The organism is Psychrobacter sp. 5A.1 (assembly GCF_030407455.1).
In the GTDB taxonomy this organism is placed as follows: Bacteria; Pseudomonadota; Gammaproteobacteria; order Pseudomonadales; family Moraxellaceae; genus Psychrobacter.
On record NZ_JASDDJ010000009.1, the window covers coordinates 19,261 to 45,208 of the forward strand.

Annotated in this window: 26 protein-coding genes; 8 read left to right on the plus strand and 18 right to left on the minus strand. The window is 42.6% G+C overall.

All coding sequences use genetic code 11. The annotated features are described in order from the left end of the window. Positions 1-225: 225 nt before the first annotated feature. On the plus strand, positions 226-783 hold the full coding sequence (locus QL982_RS03450; protein WP_290164154.1) for a DUF4442 domain-containing protein: 558 nt from the start codon (positions 226-228) through the stop codon (positions 781-783). Between the two features lie 224 nt (positions 784-1,007). Here the strand turns inward: QL982_RS03450 and rplS are convergent, their stop codons facing one another. From rplS to rpsP, 4 genes are all read right to left on the minus strand, one after another. Next, positions 1,008-1,400 (minus strand): 50S ribosomal protein L19, encoded by a 393-nt coding sequence (gene rplS, locus QL982_RS03455; RefSeq protein ID WP_290164155.1) that lies wholly within the window; start codon positions 1,398-1,400, stop codon positions 1,008-1,010. Positions 1,401-1,605: 205 nt separating this feature from the next. Beyond that, positions 1,606-2,370, minus strand: coding sequence for a tRNA (guanosine(37)-N1)-methyltransferase TrmD (gene trmD / locus QL982_RS03460; protein WP_290164156.1), 765 nt, complete (start codon positions 2,368-2,370; stop codon positions 1,606-1,608). Positions 2,371-2,447: 77 nt separating this feature from the next. After that, complete coding sequence (gene rimM / locus QL982_RS03465) at positions 2,448-2,981, minus strand: ribosome maturation factor RimM (RefSeq protein WP_290164157.1); 534 nt, start codon at positions 2,979-2,981, stop codon at positions 2,448-2,450. Positions 2,982-3,146: 165 nt separating this feature from the next. After that, entirely contained in the window at positions 3,147-3,416 is a 270-nt protein-coding gene (gene rpsP / locus QL982_RS03470) for a 30S ribosomal protein S16 (protein ID WP_193005559.1), read from the minus strand. Between the two features lie 385 nt (positions 3,417-3,801). Here rpsP and QL982_RS03475 point away from each other — a divergent pair, with 385 nt between their 5' ends. Then, positions 3,802-5,265, plus strand: coding sequence for an ATP-binding protein (locus tag QL982_RS03475; protein WP_290164158.1), 1,464 nt, complete (start codon positions 3,802-3,804; stop codon positions 5,263-5,265). Between the two features lie 281 nt (positions 5,266-5,546). Here the strand turns inward: QL982_RS03475 and QL982_RS03480 are convergent, their stop codons facing one another. The 13 genes from QL982_RS03480 to QL982_RS03540 form a co-directional block, all read right to left on the minus strand. Beyond that, the gene (locus QL982_RS03480) at positions 5,547-5,726 is read right to left on the minus strand and encodes a hypothetical protein (RefSeq protein WP_290164159.1); all 180 of its coding nucleotides are present in this window, start codon (positions 5,724-5,726) and stop codon (positions 5,547-5,549) included. A gap of 208 nt (positions 5,727-5,934) precedes the next feature. Continuing rightward, positions 5,935-7,626, minus strand: a complete 1,692-nt coding sequence (locus QL982_RS03485) for an ATP-binding protein (protein ID WP_290164160.1) — start codon at positions 7,624-7,626, stop codon at positions 5,935-5,937. Between the two features lie 301 nt (positions 7,627-7,927). Further along, complete coding sequence (locus QL982_RS03490; RefSeq protein WP_021812806.1) at positions 7,928-8,644, minus strand: response regulator; 717 nt, start codon at positions 8,642-8,644, stop codon at positions 7,928-7,930. 538 nt (positions 8,645-9,182) lie between these two features. Beyond that, complete coding sequence (locus QL982_RS03495) at positions 9,183-9,599, minus strand: F0F1 ATP synthase subunit epsilon (protein WP_290164161.1); 417 nt, start codon at positions 9,597-9,599, stop codon at positions 9,183-9,185. Between the two features lie 105 nt (positions 9,600-9,704). Further along, entirely contained in the window at positions 9,705-11,138 is a 1,434-nt protein-coding gene (gene atpD / locus QL982_RS03500) for a F0F1 ATP synthase subunit beta (protein ID WP_110923626.1), read from the minus strand. Positions 11,139-11,176: 38 nt separating this feature from the next. After that, the gene (atpG, locus tag QL982_RS03505; protein WP_110923627.1) at positions 11,177-12,058 is read right to left on the minus strand and encodes a F0F1 ATP synthase subunit gamma; all 882 of its coding nucleotides are present in this window, start codon (positions 12,056-12,058) and stop codon (positions 11,177-11,179) included. 227 nt (positions 12,059-12,285) lie between these two features. Continuing rightward, on the minus strand, positions 12,286-13,830 hold the full coding sequence (gene atpA, locus QL982_RS03510; RefSeq protein ID WP_110923628.1) for a F0F1 ATP synthase subunit alpha: 1,545 nt from the start codon (positions 13,828-13,830) through the stop codon (positions 12,286-12,288). Between the two features lie 93 nt (positions 13,831-13,923). Further along, complete coding sequence (locus QL982_RS03515; RefSeq protein WP_290190166.1) at positions 13,924-14,547, minus strand: F0F1 ATP synthase subunit delta; 624 nt, start codon at positions 14,545-14,547, stop codon at positions 13,924-13,926. Positions 14,548-14,560: 13 nt separating this feature from the next. Then, on the minus strand, positions 14,561-15,031 hold the full coding sequence (locus QL982_RS03520; RefSeq protein WP_194197915.1) for a F0F1 ATP synthase subunit B: 471 nt from the start codon (positions 15,029-15,031) through the stop codon (positions 14,561-14,563). Between the two features lie 117 nt (positions 15,032-15,148). Further along, the gene (gene atpE / locus QL982_RS03525; RefSeq protein WP_010197960.1) at positions 15,149-15,397 is read right to left on the minus strand and encodes a F0F1 ATP synthase subunit C; all 249 of its coding nucleotides are present in this window, start codon (positions 15,395-15,397) and stop codon (positions 15,149-15,151) included. 33 nt (positions 15,398-15,430) lie between these two features. After that, positions 15,431-16,297 carry a F0F1 ATP synthase subunit A gene (gene atpB / locus QL982_RS03530; protein WP_290164163.1) on the minus strand — a complete coding sequence of 289 codons (867 nt, stop codon included), beginning with the start codon at positions 16,295-16,297 and terminating at the stop codon, positions 15,431-15,433. A 670-nt stretch (positions 16,298-16,967) separates the two neighbouring features. Beyond that, positions 16,968-17,366, minus strand: coding sequence for an ATP synthase subunit I (locus tag QL982_RS03535; protein ID WP_290164164.1), 399 nt, complete (start codon positions 17,364-17,366; stop codon positions 16,968-16,970). Between the two features lie 278 nt (positions 17,367-17,644). Continuing rightward, a complete protein-coding gene (locus QL982_RS03540; RefSeq protein ID WP_290164165.1) occupies positions 17,645-18,538 on the minus strand; it encodes a metal ABC transporter substrate-binding protein in 894 nt (297 codons plus the stop codon). Between the two features lie 197 nt (positions 18,539-18,735). Between QL982_RS03540 and QL982_RS03545 the strand changes: the two genes are divergently transcribed. From QL982_RS03545 to gluQRS, 6 genes are all read left to right on the plus strand, one after another. Beyond that, entirely contained in the window at positions 18,736-19,314 is a 579-nt protein-coding gene (locus QL982_RS03545) for a transcriptional repressor (RefSeq protein ID WP_290164166.1), read from the plus strand. An 84-nt stretch (positions 19,315-19,398) separates the two neighbouring features. Then, a complete protein-coding gene (locus QL982_RS03550) occupies positions 19,399-20,196 on the plus strand; it encodes a metal ABC transporter ATP-binding protein (protein WP_290164167.1) in 798 nt (265 codons plus the stop codon). 104 nt (positions 20,197-20,300) lie between these two features. Continuing rightward, positions 20,301-21,104, plus strand: coding sequence for a metal ABC transporter permease (locus tag QL982_RS03555; protein ID WP_290164168.1), 804 nt, complete (start codon positions 20,301-20,303; stop codon positions 21,102-21,104). 273 nt (positions 21,105-21,377) lie between these two features. Next, positions 21,378-22,220 (plus strand): metallophosphoesterase, encoded by an 843-nt coding sequence (locus QL982_RS03560; protein ID WP_290164169.1) that lies wholly within the window; start codon positions 21,378-21,380, stop codon positions 22,218-22,220. A 491-nt stretch (positions 22,221-22,711) separates the two neighbouring features. Next, on the plus strand, positions 22,712-23,149 hold the full coding sequence (dksA, locus tag QL982_RS03565; RefSeq protein ID WP_057762021.1) for an RNA polymerase-binding protein DksA: 438 nt from the start codon (positions 22,712-22,714) through the stop codon (positions 23,147-23,149). Positions 23,150-23,495: 346 nt separating this feature from the next. Beyond that, the gene (gene gluQRS, locus QL982_RS03570) at positions 23,496-24,455 is read left to right on the plus strand and encodes a tRNA glutamyl-Q(34) synthetase GluQRS (RefSeq protein WP_290164861.1); all 960 of its coding nucleotides are present in this window, start codon (positions 23,496-23,498) and stop codon (positions 24,453-24,455) included. A 300-nt stretch (positions 24,456-24,755) separates the two neighbouring features. On the opposite strand, the gene ftsW is transcribed toward gluQRS, so the two are convergent. Beyond that, positions 24,756-25,880 (minus strand): putative lipid II flippase FtsW, encoded by a 1,125-nt coding sequence (gene ftsW / locus QL982_RS03575; protein WP_290164871.1) that lies wholly within the window; start codon positions 25,878-25,880, stop codon positions 24,756-24,758. Positions 25,881-25,948: the final 68 nt, after the last annotated feature.

Consider the following 25,948-nt stretch of genomic DNA (forward strand, 5'->3'; position numbering starts at 1 on the left):
CATTTTTTATTACACAGCTGAATAGCGAAGATAGTTATAATAAATAGTGACTGTTGCTTTTCAGTGACTATAGCACCTCTATTTCGGTTACGCTTTAAAGCTAGCGAGCTGGGTGATTTTTAATTATGATAAATACTTTTTACCGATTGATTCCTCAGCAACACTATTTGAAATATATATTATTGATACAATCAAAAGATTAAGAAAAGGCAACAGGACAAGTTTATGAGTGTATTACCTACCAACTTTGAGACCTTAAAGCGTCGGGCCAAGCAGAGCCTCATGCCATTACTGACACCACATCTGCTGAAACTGCGTCTCAACACCTATGCACCATATATCGGTGCAGGCATCAAAATCGACCATATCAGTCTCGATCAGGGTTTGTGCGTGGTAAGCATGGGACTAAACACTTTAAACAAAAATATCGTCGGTACTCAGTTTGGTGGTAGCTTATACTCAATGGTTGACCCTTTTTACATGCTCATGCTGATGCATCAATTGGGTAGCAATTATGTGGTGTGGGACAAAAGCTCGCAAATTGACTTTGTTGCGCCTGGTGATAGCAAAGTCACCGCACGCATGAAAATACCCAGTTCTGAAATTATCACTATCCAAGAACTGGCCAAAGACGGTGAAGCCGTATTTCGTGAATACAAAGTCGACATCGTTGATGAACAGCAAAAGCTAATCGCCACCGTCACCAAGACCTTGTACATTAGACTACGCAAGCATAGTAAATCTAAGAAACAAGCTAGCCGAATTGACACACCTGATACTTAATAAGCTTTGGTTTTTAACGGGTGATAGAGCTCACGAGACTCAAATTTATAAAGGCACACATACAAAAACCCCAATCCAGCATTCGCATAGATTGGGGTTTCGTCTTTTTTGGTATGGCCCGCTTATTTATATGATAAACCTATGAATAAGGGCTTGTATCTACTTTTACTTAGTTGCTTTGCCACTTAATTAGCAGCTCAGCAAGTTTAAGCATATGCTCAAACTTATGCTTTAGCGACAGTTTTCTTTGGAGCAGCTGCACGCGGAGCAAGTTTTTCGCGGATACGTGCTGATTTACCAGAGCGCTCACGTAAGTAGTATAGTTTCGCACGGCGAACAGCACCGCGACGTTTCACTTCGATGCTCTCGATGATTGGTGAGTGCAACTGGAATGCACGCTCAACGCCAACGCCGCTTGAGATTTTACGTACGGTAAACGCTGAGTTTAGACCGCGGTTACGCTTAGCAATTACAACGCCTTCAAAAGCCTGTAAACGCTCACGCTCACCTTCACGTACTTTTACTTGTACCACAACGGTATCGCCGGGTGCAAAGCTTGGGCGCTCAAGCAATTGAGCGTTTTCGATGACCTGAACCAATGGATGCTTGTTGCTCATGAGAGTTATCTCCTCACATTAGATAATAGAGGCTTAACGCATATCACCTGTTTGTAATAATTAATCGCATCTCTTTATAGTGAGACACAACGTAAATGGGTTATAACCAACGGCCACTATGCGATGACTCGTTTTATTATTGCTCAAAATTCTGTTTCTTAACGGTTTATCAAATTTGATGATAATAAAGTTCGATTTTAACAATCTATTTTTTATCTGCTTTTGCCAGTGCTTTTAGCCACTTCGCTTGCTCTACCGTTGGTGTGAACGCTTGCCATAAGTCTGGACGACGCGTTTGCGTACGACTGACTTGTTGACTAAAGCGCCACTTGGCGATATTGGCATGATGGCCTGAAAGTAATACCTCAGGAACCGCCATACCCGCAAACTCATGCGGCTTAGTATAGTGTGGACAGTCAAGCAAGCCATCGACAAAAGAGTCTTGCTCCGCTGACTTGTCATCACCCATAATATCAGGCAAACGACGTATCACACTATCCATCAGCACCATTGCTGGTAGCTCACCACCAGTCAACACATAATCACCCAGTGATACTTCCCTATCGACATACTGTGACAGTAAGCGCTCATCAATGCCTTCATAACGACCGCATAATAAAATCATGCCATCGTAATCCGTCATATTGACCACACTACTCTCACTAAGCGTCTGTCCTTGCGGTGACATATAAATCACCGGACAATGCTCACTATCGACACGGCAGCCGTGCTGACTGGCACGCAAGCGTGCATCCTCAATGGCTTTCGACAATGGCTCAGCCATCATCACCATCCCAGGACCGCCACCATAAGGGCGCTCATCAATACGGCGATAGTTATCAGTGGTATAATCACGTGGATTAATGCATTCAATCGTAACTTGCCCTTGAGTGACTGCCCGTCCCGTGATTCCAAACTCACGAATCGTGGCAAACATCTCAGGGAAAATACTAATTACGGCAAAATACATCTGATGTCTACTTACATTGAGGCTAAAACAATCGGTGTAAATACGAATAACGTTTGACTAAAAAGCCAGAAACGCTATCAATAATCACTTGGCCATGCCACAAGCACTGTTTTTTCAGTCATATTGACCTCTAGCACAGTGTCTTTATGCCATGGAATCAGGCGCTCTTCATTATCCAAACTGTCTGAATTTGTCGCTACACGCATGATGTCATGGGCACCGGTTTCAAACATTTCGGTGATATTACCTAGATACTCATTCTGCTCGTTCATCACGCGCAGACTGACCAAATCCGACCAATAATACTCGTCTTCAGCTGTTTCAGGCAGGATGTTTTGTTCGACCCAAACGGTTACACCGTTCATGGTCTCAGCAACGTTACGATCAGGAATCTGCTCAAACTGAGCCACAATTCCTGTTCCTTGCTCACGCCAAGCCTTCACAGTCAAAGGTTGCATGCCAGTAGCAGTTTTCATCCACCACGGCTTCATATCGAATATCGCTGTACGATCATCCGTCTCACTGAATACCCAAAGCCAACCTTTGATACCGTAAGGCTTCTTAAGCTGACCAATTTTCATAAGGGCACTAGCGTTTGGAACAGATGACATAGCAGCTAACCTAACAATGATTAAAACAGCAATTGCAAAAACAATTGTGTCAAAAGCGATAAACAGTTAATGGCGCACCCTGGTCAGACCAGTTACGCTATGTATTCTAAAGTCTACTGAGTCATATCATGGTTTTGCTATGATCGGCTCAGTAACAACAAAAACTTAAGCAGTTGCTTCAGTTTGAGCTGCAGACTTGTTGTAAGATTTTACTAATGAAGCAACGCGATCTGAAGGTTGTGCACCTTTTGCGATCCACGCGTTGTACGCTTCCATGTTTAGGCGTACTGCTTCTTCAGACTCTTTTGCGAGTGGGTTAAAAAAGCCGATGTTTTCAATATAGCGACCGTCACGCGCGCGGCGTTGATCAGCAACAACTACTTGATAAAATGGGCGTTTCTTGGCACCGCCCCGTGCTAAACGAATAACAACCATGTGAATTCTCTCTTTCGCAGGTATACCAAAAAGGGCATAATTATATCACAGTCTTGATTTATTGAAAACATAAACTGTGCATATTTAATTATTTATTAACAATAGCTTAAATGTCAGTCTATGTAAAATATAACTGATGAAAATCAGCTATTTTCCATCATATTATTTTGGCTTCCACAGAACATACTCATCCCAAGCTTGATTTGATATACCAATCACGATATAGCCCATTCATCAATTGCATACTGTATCAGTACTCTTTATTGATTATGCTATTCTATGATATACCGCAGTAGATTGATGCACGTACTAGCCTTAAGACGACTATGTTTAGAAAACTAAGCGCTATATCATAATAACTTTTCTTTTGCTCTGTTGGATTCATATGATCTCTCCAAACCCGAAGCCACGTCGTAAAGGTTGGCTACCACGTTCTTATTCCAATACTTGGCTGACGACCTTGATGGTGGCGTTTATCGTGCTTATCAGTGTGAGTTTGTCAATTTTGTTCTTTTGGCGCAGCCTTTATCTACCAGAGCTAAAAAACCATGCGCGCTATTTGACGAGCGAGCTGCAATTGATCAATAGTGTCAATAAAGACTGGCAAGATCGTCCCGAAATACGTCTATGGATTTATCAGCACTCACATGTGGTGGTGGTGAATAACCCTAATGATTTCCCTGAAGTTGCCGACAAGGCCTTTGTCAGTCTCTTTACCGATGTATTACAACGTGAAATAGGCGCACAGTTGGGTCGTCCTGTTGAGGTTTATTTCAAATTTAAACCAACGCCTCAGTTATGGGTACAAGACAGCCGTGATCATAGCTTTTGGGTTCGTGAGCCTGTGGTTTATTACTCACAATATAGCCCAACACTATTGATATTGTTCTTGATTGGACTGCCTATCCTATCGCTACTCACGATTATTCTATTAGCGCGTCAATTGAACCGCCCCCTACGCTATTTGCAGCGTGCCGCCACCAATTATATTCGTCTTGGTCACGCAACCACACTACCCACACAAAAAGGCCCTACAGAGATACGTCAGGTTAATATGGCATTCAACCGCCTATTCACGACATTAAACCAAGCCCAAAAAGAGCGCACGATTATGCTCGCAGGCATCTCACATGACCTACGAACACCGCTGACTCGTATGCGATTGACTGCTGAGATGCTGCCAGAAGATTTTTTTCGTGAAGGACTGATTTATGATATTGAAGATATGGATGCTATTTTGGAGCAGTTCATCTCGTTTATGAAAGACGGTTCTGATGAGCCAGTCAGTCTGACCAATTTAGATACGATATTTAATGAAATCATGGTGCAATTTGCCCCCATGAAGTTTGTGTATGAGTCAGAATGCAACAAGGTGGTTCCAGTACGTCCATTGTCTATCAAACGTTTGGTTATTAACTTGGTGAATAATGCCAATCGTTATGGAAAGCCCCCCATTTATTTATCGGCAACGGTGATACCGACATTCCTCGAAACCATTGAAGACGAAGATACTGATGTGGTGAGTGAAAATGTGGTCAACAAAGAAGCACAGGAGCAATTAATGATTTGCGTGCGAGACTGCGGTGATGGGGTCGCTGACGATCAGTTGGAGCGAATCATGCAGCCGTTTGAACGTGGAGAGACAGCACGAACCACGCAAGGTAGCGGGTTAGGGTTGGCCATCGTAGACCGTATTGCACGATTACATCATGGCACCGTCGAAGCCATCAATCATCCTGAGGGCGGACTGCAAGTATGCGTACGTATTCCCCTACTCTCTAAAGTAGCGGGAGATACAACATTGGCCGCTGACACAGAAAAAACACCCGATTCTGATAACCTGCCATAGCATAAAAAAGCCTGATAACAGCGGCACAGCACTTAACCAGAACTATAAATACGTTAAATACGTTAAATACTTTTTCATCATTTGACGTATTTATATAAAATCTGAGATATGTCACAACATTTAGATTGTGAGGCTAAACATGAGAAAAATTGCCGTCAAACAAGAAAAATAGCGCAGATAATATCGGGATATTAATCAGTTATTTGACGATGTTTGGCAAGATTTCGCCATTTTAAGGCCATAAAATGCATCACTGTTTTAACTAATGACAGACTCTAGCTCTAATCTTTGCTACCAATAATTGGCGGAATATATTTAGCGCTATTGGTGAAAGTTAATGGCTGAGTAATACTTTCTTTCGCTGTTTTTAGCGTCTGCGTGGTCGATGGCTGCTGCAAAAATAAATAATAGCCCAGCGTGATCGCATTTAACACGACCAAACCACCAAATAAATACGGCATCCCCTGCTCTCCTATAATATTGTCAAACTATTTTAAAAACAGCTACCACAAGTGCAGCATCTAATCATAAAGACTGTATAACTTTGTGCGATTAACAATGATATTTATCGTGTTTAGGGTCTGTTGAACATTCAAATTTGGTGCAATTTTAGCAATCAACAGCCCTAATATTTGGATGTTCAACAGACCCTAGTATTATGCCTCATTGTCATGATTTGGTATCAAAATCACGTTCACTTTTCTCTTGCGTCAATTCATCAGCGGCAAGAATTTGAGTCAGTGGCTTAATAGGCCATGTCATGACAAATCGTGCGCCACCAAGCTCTCGGCTTTCATCGACCTTCATACTACCATTAAACCAAAAAGCGATGCGCGATACAATAGATAAGCCTAGACCATAGCCGCCTGATGCACGCGTGCGACTGTCATCCAAACGTGAAAAGGGTATAAAGACTTTTTCGCGATCAGCTTCTGGAATACCATGTCCATCATCTTCAACACTGACGAAAGCATTGCCTTTTTTGACGCCAGCACTAATGATAATGGTCGTCTCTGCATAGCGTAATGCATTGCCTGCAAGATTCTGAATCACGCGATGCAAGTAACGTCTATCTGCGACTGCGGTCACTTTTGCATTTGGCAAACTGGTCACTATTTTAATAGGTTTGCCGAGCGCATTGGTCTCACGTTCGATTTGTTCCAACAACTCTCTTAGATTGACTGGCTCTAAATCTAACTTTGGTGAACCTTCTTCGAGCTTGGCATAAGTCAAAATCTCGTCAATCAGACCATTAAGCGATTCAATATCTTCATCAATATAGTCCCGCTGCATAAAACGAGAGTCTTCGTCATCAGTATCAGCAAGCATATCTACTGCAAATCGAATACGCGCCACTGGCGTACGGAGTTCATGTGATACCGCCCGTGTCAGCTCTCGCTGTGACTCAATCAAACGCTTTATATGTGAGGTCATCGCATTGAAAGTTGCTGACAGGCGTGCTATTTCGTCCTGACCGATTACCTGCACTTGAATATCAAGGTTACCTTGACTAACCTCATTAACACCCACTTGAATCAATTGAAGTTTACGTTCAAGCGGGAAAATTAGTGCATACACACCCAAGCTGATCAAGAACATACTGATCAGAATCATACTGACAATCAAATTGAGCGGGAACCAATTAAATAATGGTACAGGGCCAATCAAAATTGCCATATCATTGATTTCAGATGGAACCACTATCCTGATGGCAGAGTTACTTTTGCTACTATTGGTATCTTGCAACGAGATGACCACTTCATCACGGCGCAAACGTGCTAGCTGATCTGAATCCAACTCAAGGGTGTTGACTGCTTTAAAAGCAAGCGGGAAAGAAAACTTTTCTTCCAATTCAGCCAAACGTGCTCGCTTGTCCGATAGGGTCATGTGGTAAGACAAATCATCTAACAAAAAGACCGCAATCGCCCGTACTTGCTGCTCAGTAACCTGCGAGATCCTCGCTGTTAAAACACTCTTATTATCGGGTAGGCGGTAATAGACATCTGCATAAACAGGCTGACTGACATAACGTACAACGGTATTATCATTTTTAAAGCGGCGCAGCTCACTGGCGCTAAAATCCACTTTATCAATAGGCAAAACCTTAAAAGTAGCACCAAACAAGCTACTGGCATCTGACAACCAATATTCGCGCCCTTCTTTACTGTCTTGATGAGAGATACCTTCGCTCACCAGATGGAAAGCGCCCTTTGCCATGTTTTCACGGTAGGACTGAACACGCTCTTTATTGATAGTATCCATCAATAACTGCGCAAACAGCGCCACACACAAACAGACTATGAGTAGTCCAGCATAGATACGAACAAAAATACTGTGTTTTAGAGAAGAGACTAATGACATAGGTGCCGTGACCAACTTAGTAAATAAAAAGTGCTAATATTGTTCAGTATATAGGTAATGCTATACGCTGATATCGAGCGTTATTGAATAGAGATAGACGTGAATCACTACATTTTAATTCATATACAACAATCATCCCAAGACTTATGTAAAGTACATGTATCCAGTTAGCGTCTATAATATGCGTTAATTAAACCACATAACGCCATATTTAAGTTCAAAAATTAAAATTTAGCCACAAAAAAACCAGCATCGTTGCTGGTTTTTTTCGAATAGCAATCATTGCATTGGCATGATGATCTTAGTTGCCTTCTTTTACAAACAGATAGCCCTTACTACGTACTGTTTTAATACGCTTTGGATTTTCTGGATCATCACCAATTTTTGGACGAATACGTGAGATACGTACATCGATTGAACGATCCTGACCGTCATACTCGATACCGCGTAGACGCTCAAAGATATCTTCACGAGATAAAATACGACCTGCATTAGAAGCAAGCAACCATAGTAGATCATATTCAGCACTAGTGAAATCAACTAACTCATCACCTAAGTTAACTGAACGGCCACCGTTGTCGATGACTAACTCACCAAACTCTAGACGCTGTGGCACATCTTCTGATGGTGCATTTTCTGAGCGGCGCAGTAGCGCACGAATACGTGCAAGCAATACACGTGGCTGAGCAGGCTTGGCAACATAATCATCAGCGCCCATCTCAAGACCTAGTACTTGATCCATATCTTCAGTACGCGCCGTCAACATCAAAATCGGGTTTTGATAATGCGGGCGAACTTCACGGCATACCGTCAGGCCATCGCTACCAGGCAGCATGACATCAAGGACAACCAAATCTGGTTGTTCATTGACGATACGGCGAATAGCACGGTTACCATCTGTTTCAATCGCTACTTCTAAACCATTTTTGACCAAGTAATCTTGAGTCAACATGGCCAGACGCTCATCATCTTCAACAATCAAGATTCGGGGGGTGTTGTCTTCTTCATTCGTTGTCATTGTTATATCCTCTAATACATCTAATTTAAAAGTAGTAAAAGTAAGAGCGGTAAATTAATAGCACCATCACATGGCACAATTGATGTTCGTATAGCTGTTACAAACTTGGTAGCACAGTATACTATTAAATATACAGCTTCCTATACTATAGCTTATAGTCGTTAACAAAACCTATAAACTACACCTATTAAAACGTTAGTTTACGTCCAAAAAATACGTGATTTACGCAAATAACAGCAGACAAGTTGGTTTTATCACTCTTTGAATGTCTAAATATTGGTAAGTAAACTAACCAAATTAGCTTTTCAAGGAACTTCTAATCGCTTTACTCTCACTCAAAACTTACTCTCTATGACATATAATATAGCGACATATTATTGTTGTCGCCAGTGACTTTTTAGAAATTGTCTAATATTCTTTGATTCATATATATTTAGTATGATCACTCTAAAAACAGGCATAAAAAAACAGCCCATAATGGACTGTTTTTTTATCGTCGAAAGACTAAGAACAAAGCCTAGCCTTTCAAACAAAGATTTTAAGCACGGTTTTTGTACTTACGGATAGTCTGTAGCTGTGCCACAGACTCTGCTAATGATGCTAAAGCTGCATTAGTCTGTACAGTGTCCGATTGATTGACAAGCATTTGCTCAGCCTTTTTACGGGCTTCAACAATTTTGCTTTCATCAAGGTTGTGTGCACGCATGGCTATATCAGCCAATACGGTAACCATCTTCGGCTGTACTTCTAATACACCGCCTGATACATAAATTATTTCTTCTTCACCGTTTGGTGTTTGCACTCGCATCGCACCCGGTTTTAACAAAGTAATAAGCGGTGTGTGACCTGGCAATACACCAATCTCGCCTTCGGTACCCGTAGCTATTAACATGCTAATTTCGCCTGAATACAACTCTTCACGAGCACTTACGACGCGACATTGTAACGTTGCCATACTTAACTCCTTACTATCAAAACGCGATCAAAAACTGCGATGCGTTACTGATGAGTAGATAAACGTATTATAGCCTATCTACTCGTTAGCCAATGCTTAAGCAACTTACGCTGCAGAAGATTTCATTTTTTCTGCTTTGGCAACAACTTCATCGATGCCACCAGCCATATAGAATGCCTGCTCTGGCAAGTCATCGTATTCACCAGCGATGATTGCTTTAAAGCTAGCAATGGTATCGCGTAGTGGTACATATTTACCAGGTGCACCAGTAAAGATTTCAGCAACGTGGAATGGCTGTGATAAGAAGCGCTGAATCTTACGAGCGCGATAAACAACCAGTTTATCTTCTTCTGATAACTCATCCATACCCAAAATTGCGATGATATCTTTAAGCTCTTTATAGCGCTGTAGGATTTCCTGTACGCCACGAGCAACATTGTAATGCTCTTCGCCGATCACTTGTGGATCTAGCTGACGTGACGTTGAATCCAATGGATCAACCGCAGGATAGATACCTTGTGAAGCGATATCACGGCTTAGTACAACGGTTGCATCCAAGTGAGCAAACGTCGTAGCAGGTGATGGATCGGTCAAATCATCCGCAGGTACGTAAACAGCTTGAACTGAAGTAATAGAGCCTGACTGAGTTGACGTGATACGCTCTTGCAGCATACCCATCTCTTCAGCTAGTGTTGGCTGATAACCAACTGCTGATGGCATACGGCCTAGTAGTGCTGATACTTCAGTACCAGCTAGTGTATAGCGATAGATGTTATCAACAAACAGCAATACGTCACGACCTTTGCCAGTAGCAGGATCTTTCGTATCACGGAAGTACTCAGCCATGGTCAAACCAGACAGTGCAACACGTAAACGGTTACCCGGTGGCTCATTCATCTGGCCATATACCATTGCTACTTTAGATTTGCTAAAGTCTTCAGTGTTTACAACGCCAGCTTCTTGCATTTCGTGATAAAAATCGTTACCTTCACGAGTACGTTCACCAACACCAGCAAATACTGACAAGCCTTCATGCTTAAGCGCGATGTTGTTGATCAATTCCATCATGTTGACGGTTTTACCAACACCAGCACCACCAAACAGACCAACTTTACCACCTTTTGCAAACGGGCAAAGTAAATCAATAACCTTGATGCCTGTTTCTAATAGCTCAGTACTGTTTGACTGCTCTGCATAGCTTGGGGCTTCACGATGGATAGACCATTTTTCATCAGCAGCAACAGGACCTTCTTCATCGATAGGACGACCAAGAACATCCATGATGCGACCTAGTGTACCAATACCGACAGGTACAGAAATAGGTGCGCCAGTGTTAGTAACTGGTAGGTTACGCTTTAGGCCTTCAGTTGAACCCATTGCGATAGTACGTACGATGCCATCACCTAGCTGTTGCTGTACTTCTAGGGTGGTTTCGGTACCGTCTACTTGCAAGGCATCAAAAATTTTAGGAACTTCGTTACGGTTGAACTCAACGTCAAGAACCGCGCCAATAATCTGTACAATACGACCGCTACTCATTGCGTTCTCCTTGAACTTCTATATATAGGTGTAGTCAATTATGAAACAGCAGCAGCACCGCCAACGATTTCCGAGATTTCTCGAGTAATCGCCGCTTGACGCAGCTTGTTATAAACCAACTGTAAATCGTTAATAAGGTCACCAGCATTATCTGTAGCCGCTTTCATCGCAACCATACGCGACGACTGCTCAGAGGCAATGTTTTCCATTACTGCTTGATAAACAATCGACTCAATATAACGGCCAAGCAATTCATCAATCAAAGTCTTGATGTCAGGCTCGTAGATATAATCCCAGCTAAGCTCAGTCTGCATACCACTGTCTTCATCAATAAGCGATCCCTCTGGAAGAGGTACTAACTGACTAACTGTCGGCTTTTGAGTCATGGCATTGATAAACTGGTTATATACCACATAGATACGGTCTAAATTACCGTTACTATAGTCCTCAAGCATCGCCTGAACAGGTGCATTCAATTGCTCAAACGTTGGCTTATCACCATAATCGGTCACGGCCGAGGTAACTTTACCACCAAAGTTTTTGAAAAAACTCACACCTTTAGCGCCAATAGCTGCAAACTCAGTCTGTACAGACTGGTCTTGGTATTGCTGGATACTTTTAGTTAAAGCTTTAAATAGGTTGACGTTCAAACCACCCGCTAGACCACGGTCAGAGGTAATGACAATATAGCCAACCTTATTGACTGGGCGCGATACCATATACGGATGTTTGTAGTCTGATGAAGCATGCACCAAATGTGAGATAACCCGGCGCATACTATCAGCATACGGGCGACCCACTTCCATGCGCTCTTGTGCACGGCGCATTTTACTCGCTGCAACCATTTGCATCGCACGAGTAATTTTTTGGGTGCTTTTAATACTGGTGACTTTGGCACGTATCTCTTTTAAGCTTGCCATAATGATTCCAATATAAGAGGGTTAAAAAGCATTGGCGCAAGCGACAATCATTTGATATACAACATTAATCTGACAGAGTAATATTTTATATCTTGTGCATTACGCGTTCTAATACCGTCAATGGTTAAAACAGTGGCGCTCTGTCTTGGCAAAAATCTGATCAGACAATGCGCCACTTTATCAGCTATCAAAGATAGCCATAACCAAATTCGGCTTAACCCGTTAAATTAATAACTGTGATTTTGTTTAAATGTCTCTAGAGCTGACTTTAAACGACCTGCGATATCATCGTTGTAGTTCGCAGTGTCATCAATCTCACGCATCAATTCACTCTGCTCATCATGCATATAGCGTAAGTAAGCTTCTTCGAAAGAACCAATTTTTTCAACAGGCACGTCAGATAAAAATCCTTCATTCGAAGCATAGATAACGGCTGCTTGCTCAGAGATAGACATTGGCTGATACTGCTTCTGCTTCATCAATTCGGTAACACGCTCACCATGATCAAGCTGTTCGCGAGTTGCGTCATCAAGATCTGAGGCAAACTGAGCAAATGCTGCTAGTTCACGATACTGAGCTAGTGCGGTACGGATACCACCAGACAGTTTCTTAATGATCTTAGTCTGTGCAGCACCACCAACACGAGATACCGAAATACCAGCGTTGACTGCTGGACGGAGACCTGATGCGAATAAACTAGACTCTAGGAAGATCTGACCATCAGTAATTGAGATTACGTTAGTCGGTACGAATGCAGAAACGTCACCAGCTTGGGTCTCAATGATTGGCAATGCAGTTAAAGAACCTGTTTTACCAACAACTTCACCATTAGTGAACTTTTCTACATAAGCAGCATTTACACGTGATGCACGCTCAAGTAAACGTGAGTGTAAATAGAATACGTCACCAGGATATGCTTCACGGCCTGGCGGACGACGTAGCAATAGTGAAATCTGACGATAAGCAACAGCTTGTTTTGATAAATCATCAAAGACAATCAGAGCATCTTCGCCGCGATCACGGAAATATTCGCCCATCGTACAACCTGAGTACGGTGCGATATACTGTAGTGCTGCTGGCTCTGATGCTGATGCAACCACAACCGTGGTATATTCTAATGCACCAGTTTGCTCAAGCTTACGTACGACGTTGGCGATGGTCGAACGTTTCTGACCGATAGCTACGTACACACACTTAATGCCAGATGATTTCTGTGCAATAATCGCATCGATAGCCATTGCGGTTTTACCCGTCTGACGGTCACCAATGATAAGCTCACGCTGACCACGACCAATTGGGATCATAGTATCAACGGCTTTATAACCAGTCATTACTGGCTGATCTACTGACTGACGATCGATAACGCCTGGGGCGATCTTTTCGACTTTGTCAGTCATCTTGGCATCGATAGGACCTTTGCCATCGATAGGATTACCCAAAGCATCAACAACACGGCCTAGCAGCTCAGGACCTACGGGTACTTCAAGAATGCGACCAGTACAATAGGCTTTTTGACCTTCTTGTAACTTTAGGAAGTCACCTAGTACTACCGCACCAACAGAATCACGCTCTAAGTTAAGCGCCATTCCATAGACTTCACCTTCAAACTCAATCATTTCGCCGTACATGGCATCTTCAAGACCATGAATCTGCACGATACCGTCAGATACTTTGACAATCGTGCCTTCATTCTTTGCAGTTGCACCCGCATCAAGGTCTTGAATACGCTGCTTAATCAGGTTACTGATTTCCGCTGGATTCAATTGTTGCATTGCCTTGTTTCCTTTAATTTATGATAACCCGCCCACTGACTTAAATGCTCTTACTATCACGCAGATATTAAATGACTGCGTTGATGAATGGCATTAGGCAGTTAGCTGTGTTTTTAACTGTTGTAACTTGCCGCGCATCGAATCATCAATGATTTTGTCACCGACTTTGATCGTAGCACCTGCCAATAAACTTGGATCAACTGATTCGTGAATCACCACACTAGCATTTAGCGAAGCGGCGAGACGTGTTTGAATCATTTGACGTTGGTCATCCGTTAATGGATAAGCAGAAGTCACATATGCGTCAAGCTGCTTTAAGCTTACTGCCTTGTGATGACGATAATGCTCATAAACTTCAGGAAGCAGCGCCAGACGCTCTTGTTCTGCCAGCTGCTTAATAAAATTATTGAGCGCTGGTGATACTTTAGGATAGCTAATACTATTACCGTAGCGAGAACCTTTGTTCTCACCTAATAGCTGTTTAAAAGCAGAGTCGTTATCACCAGCCACTTGTGAGTCATAAAAATCAACCAAAGCAGCTGACTTATGCTCAGCCGTAACGGCTGGATTTTCTAGCCAAGTACGGAACGCTTTGTCATTGACAATTGCACCAGCGATAAACAAGAAATTTTCCCACTCGTCTACGGCCCCGTTTTCATTGGCATAGTCAAACGCGGCTCTAGCGTAGGGTCGTGCTAAGGTTGATAAGTCAGCCATTATATCCTCACAGTTACAGCTTCGCCGCCAGTTGGTCTAGCATACTGGCATGTTTTTGCACATCGACTTTGTCTTGCAAAATCTTTTCTGCACCAAGTACAGCCAGTTCAGCAACTTGAGCACGTAATGACTCACGTGCCTGATTGATTTCTTGGTCGATAGATGCTTGCGCTTGTTGACGAATGCGCTCGCCTTCCACTTGGGCCTGCGTTTTTGCATCTTCGACAAGCTGGTTGGCACTCTTGTTCGCTTGCTCGATTAGAGCAGCAGCTTTAGTCTTTGCAAGAGTAAGCTCCTGCTGGACATCTTGCTCCGCGGTCGCCAGATCTGCTTTTGCTTTTTCTGCGGCATTCAGGCCTTCAGCAATTTTACGCTGACGCTCATTGATGGCACCAATAAGTGGTGGCCACACGAATTTCATGCAGAACATCACAAAGATTGCAAAAGCAATGGCTTGACCGATGAGGGTAGAATTGATATTCACGTGATCACCTCTTTGTTAATGAAAAATCAGTTTCATTGATCATATTTGATAGCCAAAATTTGGCTATGGTTAAGATACAAACTTTGACTACCAAACATTTACAACTGAGCTTTCTGATTAACCTGCTAGAGGGTTAGCGAATAACAATAGCATAGCAATACCAACACCGATCATCGGAATAGCATCAAGAAGACCTGCTACGATGAACATACGAGTTTGTAGCTGTGAGCCTAGTTCTGGCTGACGTGCTACGCCTTCTAGGAATTTACCACCTAGAATAGCAAAACCAATACCTGTACCTAGTGCACCTAAACCGATAAGTAGTGCTACTGCGATAACTGTGTAACCACCTAATACTGGATCCATGGATGTATCCTCATTTACCTATTGAATGTCTAATTAATGTTCAGTTGATGATGCAAGTGACATATAAACTATCGTCAGCATCATAAATACGAACGCTTGAAGTGTAATAATTAAGATGTGGAAAATAGCCCACGGTACTGATAACGCCCATTGAATCCAAAACGGCATTAGAGCAATCAGTATGAAAATCAACTCACCAGCATACATGTTACCGAATAGTCGTAAACCTAAAGAGATAGGTTTCGCTATCAAAGTAACAAACTCTAAGATAAAGTTGATGGGTATTAAAATAATTTGTACGATAGGGTTTTTGGCACTAAACGGATGCAGTGTTAGCTCGCCAACAAAGCCGCCCAAACCTTTTTCTTTGATACTATAAAACAGAATCAGCATAAAGACAGAAAAAGACATGCCAAGCGTAATATTAGGATCCGTCGTTGGAACGATCTTAAAGAACACATGATGTGGATCATGTCCCATCATTGCGCCGATTTGGCCAGCAATCATAGGAATAAAGTCAACGGGTAGTAAATCCATCAAGTTCATTAAGAATATCCATACAAAGATAGTCAACGCCAAAGGCGCAATCAGCTTTGAGGTACCACTATACGAATCACGAACGTTGTTATCAACGAACTCAACGATCATCTCAACCGCAGCCTGAGTTTTACCCGGCACGCCTGAAGTGACTTTTCTAGCGACCATCCAGAAGATGGCGCAAAATAAAATGCCCAGACCAATTGACCAAAGCATAGAATCAAGGTGGATGGCTTTAAAGCCCATTGCACTAGCTTCTTCAGCAGTATAGGCAACTTTCCAGCCTTCGCCCGGCAGATAGCCGTACGTCCAGTTCGTTAAGTGGTGAGAGATATAGTCTGTTGTTGTTTGCTCGCCTGCCATAATGTCAGCTTCTTATTAATCAACGATTTAATCAACTACCAAAAATATGGTTGTCATCTGATGAGGTTTTAACGATCCTATTTGACCTGCTAGCAAGCCGATGAACCATGCTAAAGCGCTCATGTAATCAATAACATCCAACCCATAGTTCTATTACTAGTGCGCAATTTGATAACTTAAGATAAATTTTAGCTAGCAAAAAAGGGCTTATGATAACTCAGTAATAGCCCTTGCATGTATACGCAAAATTATTATATATGTGCTTGCCTACTGACCGTGTCTTTACGGTCGGCGCTCAATGTAGCGCTTATAAGCAAAATATTTAGCCGCCTATATTAATGCAGCGTTGTATTCGTGTAAAGTCAATTGTGATTTTTTTATCCACTGTATGAATAAGTTAGCCACCAGCAATACTTGTTAATATAACTTCTATCCGCAGTTATATTGTAATAGTTTCGTCATCAGCAATATCGATAGTCATATCAGCACTACCCTCTCACTGTATATTACCTCTAATATAGAGACTCATACTACGGTCTTTACAATCACTGGTGCTATCCTCAGACAGCATTGTGCTTCGACTTTTCGAATTAGTCATAGAGAAGCTGGACGGCAGGGTGACGTGCCAGTACTATTAATAAATTATCTGTGTAGCGATTATTTATTAGCGCTAGCGTATATGCCACAACATCCAACTGTGACTAATTTGCATTACCATAAAACCGATAAACAGCGCCAGCGCAGATAGGGGTTGTACGGTAATAAAAATTAGTGCAAAACCAAACACAGTCAATAACCATTTTGCCATCTGACCGCGATATAGCTGGCTAACAATATGTTGGCGCGCGCGATATCCGGTATACCAAAAGATAAAAAAAGCAAATACTGCTTGGGTCGCAAAACTCAGTAGCGCACCAATGGCGGCGCTTTTTGCTATCGTGAGTTCACTGCGTAGCCAAATAGTATCTACTGTCCAAGCAATGATAATTAGGATAAATAATATCCATGCTTGTCGTTTGATATAGATGCCAATCTTGTCTTTTTGCGTGCGTTTGGCAGGCTTGGTCATCGGTATTCCTATAGCCCTTACAGCATTGGGACAATATATCATACTTATGATAATTTTATCCGTGAATGACTTACTCTACAGGCATTACCTTTCGGCCAAAATAAAACGCTACTTATTATAGGTAGGCCGTGACTATTAAGCAAGTAAAATATGACTTTTATCAGTCACCTAACGCATGCTGCTAGGATTATTATATTATTTGGTCTGTAATAAATATTTGAAGCAAAGCTATACAACCAACTTGTATAATCCTAGCGAATGGCTATCTCCTACCGACATTATGAGATACATTGATATATCTGTTGAGCCATACTTTGCCAACCACTGATAAAATCATCGCTAGCACTCATGTCCTCAGCTTGGACAGTGGTTTTTACTGGTTGCAACTTGGCCAATAGACCTTTTGCAGGTTGGCTTGGGCTGACTAGACACATTTGCTTGGCTGGGCGCTGTTCGTTAAGCCAGCGTAACTGACTTGCTTTGGGTGATAAATGATGATCCGTGCTAAGGCTACCGATAAGCGTTAAATTTAAGCTGTCTTCGATATATTGATAAGCATCGTGGTAAGCCCAGTAAGGTCGAATTTTCGGCTGACTTTGGATAGATTGTTGCTTGAATGCGGCAATTTCTTTATCTAATTGCTGCGCGAATTTTTTCGCATTGGCTTGATAGAGGTCTTTATGCTGTGGATTTGCATGACTATGAATCACGGCCAATGCACGAGTGATCGCTTTGGCATTCTCAGGATCTAACCAAATATGCGGATCTAAAGTATCCGCGATAGCAGCGCCCTGTACATCACGTAATGGATGGCGATTAAATGCATCGAACTCAAATAAAGCAATGGCATTAGGCGCCGTCTTTAAGTTTGCTGCTAGGTTGTTTTCTAGCGGCTCACCAAACCATACAACAAACTTACTGTCCTTGATCGCCTTGATATCACCAGGGCTGATACTACCATGATGCCCCACCTCCCCTGCTTGCAATAATCGATTGGCTGAAGGTGCTCCTTCAGTGACTGCCTCACTTAATAAAAACAATGGGTAATTGCTAACACTGACTGTTGCAGCTTGTGCACCCAATGTAACAGACCCTAACATTATCAGCCCTGTGATTAGCAAGCGCGGTAATGCGATGAGTGAGCGTAGAAAGTCGTTAAAAACAGCGTTCATAATAAGCTCTTTTATTAGTAGATAATGAAATATAAGTAGGTCGCCTTGCCACAGTCTTTGATAAAAATGACAAATATACGTGACTACCATGTAGCAAGTGATTCAGTTTTTATTTTAGTATGTTATACTATAACAATAAAAAACGCTATCATAAAAAACGTCATGCGATTACCATGCTATTTTTAGGAGCTTGTACCATGTCTACTACTTCATTAATCTGCGAACATTTACATGATGTGCAAGATTTGACTCCGCGTGATGTCACTGAACGCTTAGCCGCAGCAAAAGAGCATTGTCATTTGAGTGGGGCACGATTTACCCCTTTGCGTCAGCAAATATATCAGCTGGTCTTAGAGGCAGATCAACCAGTTGGTGCTTATGATTTGATCACTCAATTGCAGCAAGTGCGATTATCCACATCTGATGATAGCGATACGCTAGCAGCGTCTGACTCACAAAAACAGCCCTCAGAAACAAAAACAGCCAAAAAACGGGCATCAAAAAACGTTGCGCCACCAACGGTTTATCGCAGTTTAGAGTTCTTATTAAGTGAAGGCTTAATTCATCAATTAACGTCTATCAATGCTTATGTTCCTTGCTGTCATCCTCGCGCCCAGCACACGGCCGCTTTTTTGATCTGTGACCAGTGCCAACGAGTTCAAGAATGCAGCAGTCTGCCCGTACAAGAAATGATGAGCTTTGCTGAGCAAGATGTTGGTTTTGTGGTTAAGCGTAGTGTTATTGAGCTTAGCGGTCGTTGCCAAGTTTGCCAGTAGGACTATTCAGTCCTTATTAGCGCCTGAATAATAGCGCTTTGACTGTCTATCTGTATTACCTATTCACCTATTCGTTGTCATACTATGAGCCTGCCCACCTTACCTTCTAATCAGTCGACTACGACTATTGCGAATAGCAGTGCCACAAAAGGTACTGACAAATTACTGAGCTTAAATAATGTCAGTTACCATATTGGGCATCAACGTCTGCTCTCTCATATTGATATCGATATTGCGGTCAATGAAACCGTCAGTCTGATCGGTCCCAATGGCGCTGGTAAATCAACACTGGTCAAACTTATCTTAGGTCTGATTGAATCAACTGAAGGTGCTATCACTGCCCATCAGCCCTTACAGCTTGGCTATGTGCCGCAGCGATTTTCTGTGCCGCCGATATTGCCGTTGCGAGTCTGCGACTTATTAGCACAAGCAAATAAAGGACGTCTCACTGCGGAACAACGACAGTTTATCTTTGATAATTTGTCATTGACGCATTTACTGTCGCGACAAATGTTGCACTTATCGGGTGGTGAGACGCAACGAGTACTGTTGGCGCGAGCCTTATTAGACAAGCCAAATCTGCTTATTTTGGATGAGCCAATGCAAGGGCTTGATCCTGATACTGAAGTTTGGCTATATCAATTCATCGATGAGCTACCGGATTTTTTACGTTGTGCGATGCTCGTGGTGTCTCATGATTTACACTGGGTCATGAAAGGCAGCCGTCGCGTGATTTGTTTGAATAAGCACATTTGCTGTGAGGGTCAACCGAGCGAGCTGGCGATCAGCACTGAGTTTCAAAAGTTGTTTGGCCATCACTATGAGCAGCCTTATGTACATCAGCCTCATGCCTGTGAACACCACGCACCAAGTGATCTGTAACGTTGGCAACCACTCCCAAAATGACCACTATCAAACTGATGGAAGCCAAAATCATAAATAGATATGGCTTTATCTTCTTTATAAAAACTTTACGGATACTTATTATGACCGCTTGGTTAGCCATCATTGCACCTGCTTGGATCGCTGGCAGTATATTAGCGTTATTGTCCGCGCCATTGGGTTGCTTGGTCTTATGGCGGCGCATGGCTTTTTTTGCTGATGCCTTAGCTCACGGCACCTTACTGGGTGTGGCTTTGGCGGTGTGGTGGCAATTGCCAATGGGTATCGGCATTGCATTGGTTAGTATCATGGTCGTGTTAGGGCTGGTCTTGATTGATGATGAGCGCCTACCAGTTGATGCCGTATTGGCAGTCGTATCGGTGTCGCTCTTGTGCTTAGGTTTACTGGCATTGACTCAACTGACTGATCAGCAAGCCAATGTGCTAGGATTTTTATTCGGAAATTTGCTAGATCTGGATTGGGCAGATTTGCCCTTGCTCGCTGGTAGCGTATTGGCTGGATTGGGGTTGCTCATTTATATTTGGCCCGCTCAAATCAAGCTTGCGACGCATGAGGCGTTGGCCCGTATTCAAGGTATGAACCCAACACGCCAGCGATTGTTTTTCATGGGTGTGCTAGCAGGGTTCTGTGCAATTGCGCTACAGGCCGTCGGCAGCTTGTTGATTAGCGGATTATTGGTACTGCCTGCACTAACCGCCCGCTTATGGTCGGCATCGCCAAAACAAATGGTGATTATAGCGTTGGTCATCGCTCAACTGGGTGTCACGCTTGGCGTGTGGGGCAGTATCTGGCTAGACATTCAAACTGGCCTCTCTATCGTCTTGATATTAGCAGCTTTATTTTTTACCGCGCTGATTTTTTCGAAGTTAATAAAGATAAAACTTTAGTCAGCACACCCTGAACTACGTTATAATAACTAGATTATGTCTGTTTTTCGCGACCTTTTTGCTCAACTTTATTTTATCAATAGTATTCAAGTTTTAGTTCAATACATGCTATAGGCTTGCTTTAACGTTGACTCAATTTAAAAAAGGTTAACGCTGTTATGCTGTCAAATGGATTGACGATAGTTTATAAATACTCAGTGAAAAATAGTAGCTCATTTATCCATACTCGCTCTGACAATACCCATTGTTGTGATTCGATAAGGGACTGACCCAATGCCAAGCTATCCTGCCAATAAAATCAATACGCCCGATGAACAAATAAATATATTACAAATCACTGACTTACACTTATCAACACCTGTCACTGCTGACGATAGTAGTAGCATGTATAGCGATGGTATGGTTTGCCAACGTAGTTTTGAAAGCATACTTCAGCAAGCGCTTAGTAAAGATATTCGCTGTGACTTGATTATTGTGACGGGTGATTTGGTCAGTCAAGTAACATCGACTATTTACGATCATATCTTTGATGTATTGCAAGCGACACACATTCCTTTTGCTTGTATTGCTGGTAACCATGACGTGACTGACGAGAGTGGTAAAGACTTGCCGTTTTCTCAGCGAAAGCTCATTGCTCGACCTGCTGACTCACGTTTACTAAGCCGTCATGTGATTGAAACTGAGTACTGGCAGCTGCTGTTATTAGATTCATCTATTACGGGTAAAATCGCAGGCGAAATCACACCTACCGATATCGATTGGTTATGTAAGAGACTTAGTCGCTGTAAAAAGCCAGCACTAATCGCCCTACACCATCACATCATACCGTTAGATTCTGACTGGATTGATACCCATATGGCAAAAAACACTGAGCGCTTTTGGGAGCATATGCTGCCCTTTGAGCATTTGAAAGTGGTGATCAGTGGGCATACCCACCAAGAGCAAGTTCGGCAACGTCAAGGCGTCACCGTTTACAGCACGCCATCTACTTGCTATCAGTTCAAACCTTATGAATACGATTTTGCTTATGACGAAAGTGCTTTACCTGGTTATCGCTGGTTGCAATTAGCCAACAATGGAACGGTTGCAAGCTGGGTTGAAAGACTGGATACTTGATGCCCAGAATTATTGGCACTGATGGATGCCTGAGCCCTTGATATTTATAGGCTTAGCCACTATTTATTCATATAATATAGAATCACTAATCAATAAAATATGCATTCAGCATAAAAAATCACTTCATTATTGTTAGAAACAATGATACAACTTATGAAATGAAGCAAAGGTGGCCTAATATCTGATATTAAGCGGCAGCATAATAGCTAGGATGGCCCATTAATCACAAGCTCAGTCTTCACAATCAATGACTGGTAACGTGCTTTAGACAGTGCTATTTAAACAGATATTTGCGTCATAATATCTCTAACGATAGCTCTGTTACTGTCAGTATATAAAGTCTAAATATTATTTGATCAGCTGTGTTACTTGTATTACCAAGTGGTGAAACGTTTGATAAAAGGACAAATTGTAGCGTTTGTAACATTGGTAACGTCTTGTCTTTTGATACGTCGTTTTATTGAATTAATTTGAAAAAGTAGGATACCCATATGAGCACCCTGACCACGAATCCGAGTGAAGTTAAATTTACTCCTTATGTGCCGGCCAAAGACGAAGAGTATATGTCTGATGCGCAGTTGGAGCACTTTAAGGCTATTTTATTGGATTGGAAAAACCAACTGATTGGCGAAGCGGATCGTACTAAAAACTACATCCAAGATGAATCAAGCGCCATGCCCGACATCAATGACCGTGCCACTCAAGAAGAAGAGTTTGCATTGGCATTGCGTACTCGCGATCGTGAACGCAAACTTATCCGCAAAATTGACAAATCTATGCTAGAAATTGAAAATGACGACTATGGATTTTGTGAGACTTGTGGTGTAGAGATTGGCTTACGTCGCCTTGAGGCACGCCCAACTGCCACACAATGTATCGACTGCAAGACTTTGTCTGAAATCAAAGAGCGTCAAAACCAAGGCGCTTAAATCAGATATCACGAATATGAATGTAGGCAGAAGCGACCATATAATGGGTCGCTTTTTGCATTTTAGACTTTCATTACTTTGCTAATCTAATAGAGTCAAAGAACTCTAAAATGGGTACAAGGCAGCCGACTGCAGATTGTACAAGTAGTATATCTAAGGAGGGTAACGCCGTAGCGGTTTAGTAGTTCACCGACTATCGCTCTATTCCGAAAGATATAATCGGTAAAGTAGTGACACAACTCACAAAACAATCTCATTTAATAAATATCTTTTGATACTCATATTTATTATTCTATCTCTATACTCTTATAGACAGCCATTTATTTTGAAGACGACTCTTACCGACATGCCAACTCAAACCGTACCTTCACAGCCTATCGGTCGATTCGCGCCTTCACCAACGGGCGAATTGCACCTTGGCTCTCTAACCACTGCGCTTGCTAGCTTTTGCCATATCAAATCACTGGGTGGACAATGGCTGTTGCGGATCGAAGACACTGACACCGAACGCTGTGACAGACAGTTTACTGAGCAGATTTTGATAGATCTCGAAGCAATGGGATTGCACTGGGATGGTGATATCATTTATCAGTCTGAACGTATTGATATCTATAATGATTATTTATCATCATCGTTGCATCCACTAACTTATGGCTGTCAATGCTCACGCAAAGACTTAGAGCAGTACTGGGCACAAGAGGAACTGAGCAAACATCACAGTCATTCCAACCTAGCCTCGTCAGCCAACCAAGTACAGTCAAATCGACAGCGTTATCCACGTCGCTGTGTGGCAGCTAATTTTGATAGACAGCAGCATAAGCTACGTATTCAACTACCAGACTATCAGATTGGCTTTAATGATGGTATCCAAGGGTTGCAATGGGACAATCCGCAGCAGACGTTAGGCGATATGGTGGCTCGTCGCCAAGATGGTATGATCAATTATATACTGGCAGCCAGTCTCGATGATGGTTTGCAGCAGGTCACTCATATCATGCGTGGTTTGGATATTTTGCCTATGACGACTGCGCAGATCGCTATTATGCAGGCCGCTCATCTACCGACTATCGACCGATGGTATCATCTGCCATTGATCAATAATGTTGATGGCCAAAAACTCTCTAAGCAAAACCTTGCTCAGCCAATTGATACGACCAATCCAAGCGAGCTAATCGCTGAGGCTTTAGCCTTATTACAGCAATCAAAAGTCGATATCGACACACCAGAAAACATGCTCAAACAAGCGATTGCTCAGTGGGATAATATACCGCTACAAGGTAAACAGCAGTTGAATTCGCCTTACTAGGGTCTGTTGAACCTTCAAACATTAGGGCTACTGATGGCTAAAATTGCACCAAATTAGGCGCAAACCGACGATAATATCGAGACCTTAGCTAGGTTTTCAACAACGTTTGAGGGGATTTTAGCATCAGCCTTTCAGGGAACCACATTTGAATGCTCAACAGACCTTAATAATCAGTAAAAAGCCATAAATCAAATAGCAAAAAGCGCCACCATTTGTGACGCTTTTATGCCAATCGTACTGGGCATGATTTACCGAAACCTTAAAGCTACATGACACCCAGCCAATGATAGGCAGAGCCTATTAATAGTAGCGACATTGGCTTTTTTCTATCTCAGGGCTTTCTTTATATATCTTCAATAACAGCGCCACCATAACCAAACTAATTAACATGGAAGAGCCGCCATAACTAAAGAATGGCATGGTCAAACCTTTGGTTGGAATGGCGCCCATATTCATCGCGGCATTGATAATCGTCTGGGCAATAAACACCACACCGATACCGAAAGCGGTATAACTCATGCGCATTTGGCGGCGTTTTAGCGCGTTGTAACTGATACGCATCGCACTACCGATAATCAGCGCTTCAAGCACCAATACCATGCTGACACCGACAAACCCTAACTCTTCACCCGTAATGGCTAATAAGAAATCCGTATGCGCCTCAGGCAAATGCGACAGTTTCTGGACACTTTCGCCATAGCCAACACCCGTGAACTGTCCACGGCCAAAGGCAATTAAACTGCGTGCCAGCTGATAATCAGTATCTTGCACATCATCAAATGGGTCCATAAACGACATCACACGCACCAATCGGTACTCTGCCGTGGTAACCATCAGGACAGCCCCACCGATCGCCGCCGCACCCAATGCTAAGAAGTGCTTATAAGGTGCCCCAGCGATATAAAATATCGCGAAGAGCGTACCAATAATGACGACAAAAGAACCAAAGTCTGGCTGCGACAATAGCAGTATCGTTATCAGTGCAACCACCAGCATGATTCGTAAAAAACCATCTAAGCCATTACGAACTTCAAAAGAGCGGCGCACCACAAAGTCAGATACAAACACAATCATGACCAGCTTGGCCAACTCAGCCACCTGAAAATTAAATCCGCCTAATGTGAGCCAGCGTTTGGAGCCGTTGATAGGCGTACTAAACAGTGTGGCAACGAGCAACAGCCCCGTAATGCCCAATAAGACAAACTGGGTTTCGGTCTTATATAACGTGCGTAAAGACACGCCATAATAAGGAATGATTGCGACGATCAAACCAATCGTCATATACAACAGCTGATTTTTGAAAAAATACAGCTCTGTCATGCCGCGGCTCAGCGCAAAAGGAATAGAAGCAGATGCCACCATCAGCAGACTAAGCACCATCATACAGCCGACGCTTGATAATAAAATTGCGCGCGCTGATGGCATAGAAAGAACACCATCTGAGCCAGAGGTTTGCTTGGTTTGGGGCGAGGAACGAAAAAAAGAAGAGAGCG